Here is a 6,963-nt window from a genome sequence, read left to right as displayed (position 1 = left end):
GACGGCAGCCGCATCGTCACTGCGTCGGATGACAAAACGGCGCGGTTGTGGGATGCGGCAACGGGCCAGATGGTCCGCACTTTCAAGGGTCACGACCAGGCCGTCTATCGTGCCGAATTTTCCCCCGATGGCCGCCGCATCGTCACGGCGTCCAATGACGGCACGGCGCGGCTGTGGGATGCAGCCACAGGCGCATTGCAAACCGTGCTCACGGGGCATGGGGACATGATCACCAGCGCCGCATTTTCGCCTGACGGCCGCCGTATCACAACGGCATCCATGGACCAGACAGCGCGGCTTTGGAACGCGATGACGGGCGCCTTGATCGCCGCCCTCGAGGGTCATGAGAACGCGGTGTACAGCGCCGCATTCTCGCCCGATGGTCGCCGCATCGTCACGGCGTCCTGGGATGGCACTGCAAGGCTGTGGGACGGCGTGTCGGGCACACCGCTGGCGACGCTTCTGGGCCATGAAAGCGCGCTCAACAGCGCCGTATTCGCGCCCGATGGCAGCCGTATCATTACCGGGTCGGACGACCAGACAGCGCGGCTGTGGGACGCGGCGACGGGTGCGCGGCTGTTCACGCTCAAGGGGCACACGGCGCTGGTCTACCGGGCCATCTACGCGCCAGATGGCCGCCGCATCCTCACGGCGTCGCAGGACGGCACGGCGCGGCTGTGGGACGCGGCGAATGGCGCCGATATTGCAGTCCTCAAGGGCCATACCGACGAGGTCATCAGCGCTGTATATTCCCCTGACGGTCGCCGCATACTGACGGCGTCCCGGGACAAGACGGCACGGTTGTGGGACGCCAGAAGCGGTGCGGCCATCGCCGTTCTAAAGGGGCACCTTCTCAATTTGTATCGCGCCGAGTTCTCGCCCGATGGTCGCCGCATCGCCACGGCGTCGCAGGATGGGACAGCGCGGCTGTGGGACGGGGAGACGGGTGCATGGCAGGCCACGCTGAAGGGACATGAAGGCGGGGTTGTCCGGGCCGAGTTCTCGCCCGATGGCAGCCGCATCGTCACCGCGTCGGAGGACAAGACGGCGCGGCTGTGGAACGCCGCAACGGGCGCATGGCAGGCGACGCTGAAGGGTCATGATGACGGCGTCACCAGCGCCCTGTTCTCGCCCGACGGTCGCCGCATCGTCACCGCGTCGAAAGATGAGTCTGCGCGGTTGTGGGATGCCGTGACGGGCAAACGGCTGGCCAAGCTGAAAGGCCACAAGGCCGCCGTAACCCGCGCGATCTTTTCACCTGATGGCCTCCGCATCGTCACGGCGTCACAAGACAAGACCGCGCGGTTGTGGGACGCGGCCACGGGCAAGGTGATCGCCGCGCTCAAGGGGCATACGGACGTGATCTACAATCCCGTCTATTCTCCTGACGGCCGCCGGATCGTCACGGCGTCGGTGGACGGCACCGCCCGGCTTTGGGACGCAGCGACGGGCACGGCGCTCGCGACACTCGAAGGCCACCAGGGCCATGTCACCAGCGCCAGATTCTCGCCCGACGGTCGCCGCATTGTCACGGCATCGCAGGACGGGACCGCGATCGTCTGGGGACCTTTCCCGGTGGCAACCGACGCCGCCCTGCTTGCCGAAGCCTGCCGCCGCAAGCCGCGCGAGCTGACCGAAGACGAACGCCGCACGTTCAGCCTTGCCGAGGCCATGTCCGAACATTGCGCGACCCCCGACACATCATGGTTCGGGTGGCTGCGCAGCGCCCTGCTGTCGATCGGCAACGCGTTCTAGGCCGGCGCCGCCATCAGAACGCAAAGCGCAGCGTGGCCGATCCGGCGGTGGTGTCGCCGAATGCAAAGCCGATGGTCTGCACCAGCGACAGGTCGATGGCGACCGACGGGCTGATGTCGAACGACGTTGTCGCGGCGATTTCGCCCCAGCTGTCCGGCGCGGTGCCGGAATCGACAAAGCGCGGCAGGTTGGCGCCGGTGCGGCCGATCTGGCCGACGGCGGCCAGGTTGCTGGCATGGCTGAATGCCGCCGACAGCCCCAGGCTGCCGCCCTCGCCGGGCAGGATATAGCTGATGCCAACCCCGCCGGTGCCGGTGACACCGTCGCTCTTGTCCTGCAACGATCCCGTGACGACATTGCCGACGCGCGTGGCCACGGCAAAATCGACGCTGTTGTAATCCAGCGCCGCAAAGGGTGACACGAACCAGTCCTTGCCCACCGCAATGTCCCAGGTTGCCGTGCCGCCGATGCCGAACGTCGAACCCGACCGGTCGAGCAGCACGCGCGTGCCGTCCGGGCGGCGGAAGCTGGCATCGTTGAACTTGCGCTGGCCAAAATTGACATAGCCATCCAGCGACACCGCCCCCATGCTGGTGCCCGCGCCGATGGTACCCAGCCAGGTGTCGGCCGGAATTGCCAGCCCGCGCGCGTTGCCGCTGCCCACCCAGGTCAGCCCGCCGCGCACATAGGCATTGCCAAGGGCGCGGCGCAGGCTGATGCCGGCAAACGGCTGGTCGGACTGCGACTGCACGGCGGTAAGGCCGCCGATGACAGCCAATGACCATGGACGCGCGGCCTCGGCGGCGCACGCGGCGCTGCCAAATGTTGCACCGCCTGATGTTGCGAAAAGGAAAGCGGCAGGCAGGATACGGCTGGCGATGGACATGAAACCCCCCAAATTGGTTCTGAACGATGTAACGCAGGCGTGCCCGCAAATCCTTCGCGGATGGCGAAGGATTTCTGCCGGACTTGCGTTAACATGTCTGATGCGCCCTCTTCACCATCCTGAGCCGCGATGCTGAGCGGGGCGCCCCTCGCTGCGGCGGCGCCGGACCCGCCGCTTGCCGCACCTGATGCGGCGCCGGCCACCAGCGCCTTGAGCGACGACCAGTTGATGGCGACCATGGCCGCGGCCGCCGCGCCTGCCCGCGCACCATCGGCCCAAAGCACCAACGCCCTGCGCACCTTGGCGCAGCGCCACCAGACGGCGGCATTCCGGCTTGCGTGGCGGATGACCGGCGACCACGGCGATGCCGAGGATCTGGTGCAGGAGGCTTTTGCACGCCTGTGGCTGCAGGCGCCGCGCTGGCGGGCAGGGGACACCGGCGTGCGGGCGTTTTTGCAGCGCGTCGTCACCAATCTGTGCATCGATCGCAGCCGCCGCCGCCGGCCGGTGACCATGGCCGAACTGCCCGACCGCCCCGATGATGCACCGGGCGCAGATGCGTTGCTGGAGGCTGACGAGCGTAGCCGCCGCATTGATGCCTGCGTCAGGGCGCTGCCCGATCGCCAGCGTGCCAGCATCGTGCTGACGTACTGGGAGGACATGCCCAATGCCGCCGCCGCCGCCTGCATGGACATGTCGGTCAAGGGGTTTGAATCGCTGCTGCTGCGCGCCCGCACGGCGCTGCGGCACAATCTTGCCGCTGCTGGCCTTGGCCTGGAGAATGCACAATGATCGCGCTGCCTGATGACGCCGTGCTGGCGCGCCTGCTGGGTGAAGGCGGCCGGGTACCGCCGATGTCCCCCGGCCTCATGGACCGCGTCGTGGCCGTCGCGGCGCGCCCGCCATTGCCTCCACTTTCGCCCCGCATGACCTTGCGCCGTGCACCGCGCCGCTGGACGCGGGGCGCCCTTGTTGTGACCGCCTCGATGCTGGTCGCCACCGCCGTCGCGGCGGGGCTTGCCGATTATGCCGGCCTGACCTTGCCGTCGGTGCTGGCCAGCCTTGGCGCCGTATCCGCGCCGGCACCGCGCGCCGTTGCACTGCCCTTGCGCGTCACGCCGCCGCCGCCTCCATCGATGCCGCGCGTGCCGGACCTGTCGCCGCCGCAACCCGCCCTGCCTCTGCAGGCGGCAGCCTTGCCACTGCCGGCGGCACCCTTGCCGGCGGCTATTCCGCTTCAAGCCCAGTCGGTTGCCGCGCCACCGCCGGTGCCGCACCCCGCCGCCCGCATGGCGGAGCGCATGGCCACCCGCACGGCGGAGCGGACCGCGCCCCTGGGCCGCGCCGTACTGCGCGATGCCATCGCCGGGCGGGCTGCTGCGCCGGACACCGTTCCCGATGCCGGCCCTGATGCCATCACTGTGCGCGGCGCCATCGCCGAACGGCTGTCGCCGGCAGTGCAGGGTGCCATTGCCGAACGGCTGGCAACACGCGCAGAGGCATTGCCGTCCTTGCCCGACGCAGCCCTTGGTGCCGAGACCCGGCCCATCCCCGATGCGCTGCGCGAAGCGGCTGTTGCCCGGACTCAGGACAGGGAGCAATTGCGCCGCCTGCGAGCGTTGCGGGCCATGCGTGACAAGGCTGCCCGACCACGCGGGCCGCGCCAGTAGCAACTGATGCGGCTGCCCGAACTGCTGGCCTCGCCGCAAATGGTCTTTGTCGAACCGGACGGTCGGCATGCCGTGTGGATGACGGAGGACGGCAGAGATTATCTGGCCGTGATCGACGTTGCGGGCATGTTGGGCGGGCCGGTGGTCAGCGTCGTCGTTTCCACGCACAGCGAGGCACGTTCCGATTCCGCGCGCAGAGCCGTCCGTGAGGGCCGCGTGACCTATGCCAGTGAGGATGGGCGCCGACGATGGGTTGAACAAGTCCCCACTAGAACTGGGGAGAGTTCCACCGCCGACACCGCTGAAATCGCGCCGGATGGCGAAAATGTCAAGCCCGCGCGCCCAATCCTGACTGTCAAGCGCAGCCTCGATCAATCTGCTCGCGGCGCCGTCGATCTGCTAGCTGGACGTGCCGGCGCGATCATCCGCCTGTTCGACGGTCGCGATCTTTCCACCGTTCTGCATGATCTGCCATTTCGCCGGCGAAGGGTTTTGCCGCACGGCCACGTTGAAACAGATGAGGCGGGCACCAAGCCGCTTCTTTCAGGTTTCAGGAGCCAGACCATGACCCTTTGCATCAAGACCGCTGCCGTCTCCCTTGGCCTTGCATCGCTGCTCGTGCTTGCGTCAACCGCCGTGGCCGAGCCGGTGACCAGTACCAAGACCATCGACAACGCCAAGATCAGCGGCACGATCGTGACCACCCGCGACCCCGACACCCGCACCCAGACGCGCGACGCCGAAGTGACGCGCAAGAGCGACGGTGCCGTGGCCGTGTCGTCGGCGACCCGTACCCGCACCGACGACGGCGTCACCGCATCGGGTAGCCGCACCGGCTTTGATGGCAAGACCAGCAGCTTTGATTACACGCGCACTCGCACCGAAACCGGCTATGCCGAAACCGGCACGCGCACCGGCAAGAACGGCCAGACATTGACCCTGGATGGTTCAGGCACACGCACCGCCGATGGCGCCGCGCGCAGCCGCAGCCTGACCAATGGCGCCGGCGAAGTCGTCGCCAGCCGCGATGTCACTGTCAGCCGTGCAAATGGCCAGGTCACGCGCAACGTCCAGACCGTCCGCCCCGAAGGCGCCCGCGCCAATCGCGCCGCTGCCGGCCGCGCCAATCGTCCCGGCCGCGCCATGGGCCGCCGCCCCGGCTGACGCGCCCGAACTGTCTGCCAGAACAAATCCGCCGGCCCGCTCGATAGGCCGGCGGATATCCTTGTCCAGCCCGGACCGCTGCCGAATTTCCGCTATCGGCAGCAGGTTCGTCAGGATGGAAAAAGCCGCTGCGTAATCGCGGCGCCAGCCGCTGCGGACAGGCCGGTCAGGACCGTGCCCCAGATCAGGTCGAGTATGGTGACCTTGAGGCTCCAGACCTTGAGCGTGGCATAGTTGGTCATGTCATAGGTCATGTAGCACATGAACCCGAGCACGGCGCCCTGCAGCAGCGCCGTCTGCCAGCGCCCCGACGCCAGGCCCGGCATCACGGCAAAATACAGCATGCCGGCAATATACAGCAGGTAGAACACCACCGCCGGCCCGCCGCGAAACGCTGGCGCCAGCATCTCGCCGATTTCCGGCTTGTAGAGGCGCGGCGCCATCAGGATCAGCCAGAAACTATCGATGACGGCAAAGGAAATGCCGGTAGCGACATAAGCGGTGAGGGTGCGAGCTATCATGAGCGTCACCATAGCGCGGCCCGGCAGGCTGACAATGTTTTGACACGGGGTTTTGACACAGGCACCCCCAATCCGCGATGTTGTGTCGCAAATGCTTGGGGGAAGAATGCCGGCGTCGACAAAGGGCTGGGCCACGCGCACGCTCGAACAGGGCTTGCTGTGGCTGTATCGCCGGCAGGGCTGGCAGGCGCAGACCGAGGCACCGGTGCCGCGCCGCTGCATCATCATTGCGGCGCCGCACACGTCCAATTGGGACTTTCTTTATTATTTCGGCCTGACCCGCACGCTGGGGCTGGCGCCGTACTTCATGGCGAAAAAGGAACTGTTCCGCTGGCCGCTGCGCCGGTTCCTGACAGATATCGGCGGGATCGCCATCGACCGAAAGCGCGGCGGCGATTATGTGAACGCCATGATCGCCGAATTTGTCGCCCGGGATGACTTCATCCTCACCATTGCGCCCGAAGGCACGCGTGGCAGCGTCCGCCACTGGCGCACCGGTTTCTATCACATCGCGCTGGGCGCCGGGGTGCCTATGGTCTGCGGGTTGATGGATTATGCCCGACGTGTTGGTGGCCTTGGCCCCGCCATCATGCCGACGGGTGATTATGCTGCCGACATGGCGCAGGTGGAGCAATATTATCGCTCGGTGGCACCGCGCCATCCGCATCTTGCCATGCAGGGCATCGTCCAGCCGGGGGAACGTTGATCATGGTCCAGATGCTCGCTTTCAACCTGTTGGCCATCATGGCGGCGCTGATGATCCTGTGGCGGGTCGCAGTGGCCATCCGCGATGTCAGCTTCATCGATATCGTCTGGGCCTGGGGCATGGTCGGCCTTGTGCTGCTCACCACTGTGCAGATCGGCCAGCCTGCCGGGCCGCTGGGCTGGGCGTTGCTTGGTCTGGTGACGCTGTGGGGCGGGCGGCTCGGCACGCATCTGTTGCGGCGCTGGCGGCGGCTGGGCAGCG

General features: G+C 67.3%; 7 protein-coding genes and 1 pseudogene. 6 read left to right on the top strand and 2 right to left on the bottom strand.

The window, feature by feature from the left end; translation table 11 throughout:
* Window positions 1-1,755 (top strand): annotated as a pseudogene (locus tag RMQ73_RS00380) (WD40 repeat domain-containing protein); the annotation flags it as partial.
* A gap of 13 nt (window positions 1,756-1,768) precedes the next feature.
* On the opposite strand, the gene RMQ73_RS00375 reads toward RMQ73_RS00380, so the two are convergent.
* Window positions 1,769-2,641 carry an autotransporter domain-containing protein gene (locus RMQ73_RS00375; RefSeq protein WP_310495973.1) on the bottom strand — a complete coding sequence of 291 codons (873 nt, stop codon included), beginning with the start codon at window positions 2,639-2,641 and terminating at the stop codon, window positions 1,769-1,771.
* Window positions 2,642-2,770: 129 nt separating this feature from the next.
* Between RMQ73_RS00375 and RMQ73_RS00370 the strand changes: the two genes are divergently transcribed.
* The 3 genes from RMQ73_RS00370 to RMQ73_RS00360 are packed head-to-tail and all read left to right on the top strand — an operon-like array spanning window position 2,771 to window position 5,475.
* On the top strand, window positions 2,771-3,433 hold the full coding sequence (locus RMQ73_RS00370) for a sigma-70 family RNA polymerase sigma factor (RefSeq protein ID WP_310495972.1): 663 nt from the start codon (window positions 2,771-2,773) through the stop codon (window positions 3,431-3,433).
* On the top strand, window positions 3,430-4,311 hold the full coding sequence (locus RMQ73_RS00365; RefSeq protein WP_310495971.1) for a hypothetical protein: 882 nt from the start codon (window positions 3,430-3,432) through the stop codon (window positions 4,309-4,311). The genes RMQ73_RS00370 and RMQ73_RS00365 overlap by 4 nt, the downstream gene beginning before the upstream one ends.
* A gap of 6 nt (window positions 4,312-4,317) precedes the next feature.
* On the top strand, window positions 4,318-5,475 hold the full coding sequence (locus RMQ73_RS00360) for a hypothetical protein (RefSeq protein ID WP_310495970.1): 1,158 nt from the start codon (window positions 4,318-4,320) through the stop codon (window positions 5,473-5,475).
* A 110-nt stretch (window positions 5,476-5,585) separates the two neighbouring features.
* On the opposite strand, the gene RMQ73_RS00355 is transcribed toward RMQ73_RS00360, so the two are convergent.
* Complete coding sequence (locus RMQ73_RS00355; RefSeq protein ID WP_310495969.1) at window positions 5,586-5,996, bottom strand: DUF2177 family protein; 411 nt, start codon at window positions 5,994-5,996, stop codon at window positions 5,586-5,588.
* A 106-nt stretch (window positions 5,997-6,102) separates the two neighbouring features.
* Here RMQ73_RS00355 and RMQ73_RS00350 point away from each other — a divergent pair, with 106 nt between their 5' ends.
* Window positions 6,103-6,702 carry a lysophospholipid acyltransferase family protein gene (locus RMQ73_RS00350; RefSeq protein ID WP_310495968.1) on the top strand — a complete coding sequence of 200 codons (600 nt, stop codon included), beginning with the start codon at window positions 6,103-6,105 and terminating at the stop codon, window positions 6,700-6,702.
* A gap of 2 nt (window positions 6,703-6,704) precedes the next feature.
* The coding region (locus RMQ73_RS00345; RefSeq protein ID WP_310495967.1) for a DUF1295 domain-containing protein at window positions 6,705-6,963 on the top strand (259 nt) is incomplete at its 3' end.

Origin of the sequence: Sandarakinorhabdus sp., assembly GCF_031430775.1 — a bacterium.
Classification (GTDB): Bacteria; Pseudomonadota; Alphaproteobacteria; order Sphingomonadales; family Sphingomonadaceae; genus Sandarakinorhabdus.
Note: the sequence above shows the minus strand (reverse complement) of the source record. Positions and strands in the feature narration are given on the sequence as shown.

Excerpts from the sequence above, each read along its gene's own strand:
- RMQ73_RS00355 (WP_310495969.1), bottom strand. The coding sequence starts at position 5,996 with ATGATAGCTCGCACCCTCACCGCTTATGTCGCTACCGGCATTTCCTTT.
- RMQ73_RS00370 (WP_310495972.1), top strand. The coding sequence starts at position 2,771 with ATGCTGAGCGGGGCGCCCCTCGCTGCGGCGGCGCCGGACCCGCCGCTT.
- RMQ73_RS00365 (WP_310495971.1), top strand. The coding sequence starts at position 3,430 with ATGATCGCGCTGCCTGATGACGCCGTGCTGGCGCGCCTGCTGGGTGAA.
- RMQ73_RS00350 (WP_310495968.1), top strand. The coding sequence starts at position 6,103 with ATGCCGGCGTCGACAAAGGGCTGGGCCACGCGCACGCTCGAACAGGGC.
- RMQ73_RS00360 (WP_310495970.1), top strand. The coding sequence starts at position 4,318 with ATGCGGCTGCCCGAACTGCTGGCCTCGCCGCAAATGGTCTTTGTCGAA.
- RMQ73_RS00375 (WP_310495973.1), bottom strand. The coding sequence starts at position 2,641 with ATGTCCATCGCCAGCCGTATCCTGCCTGCCGCTTTCCTTTTCGCAACA.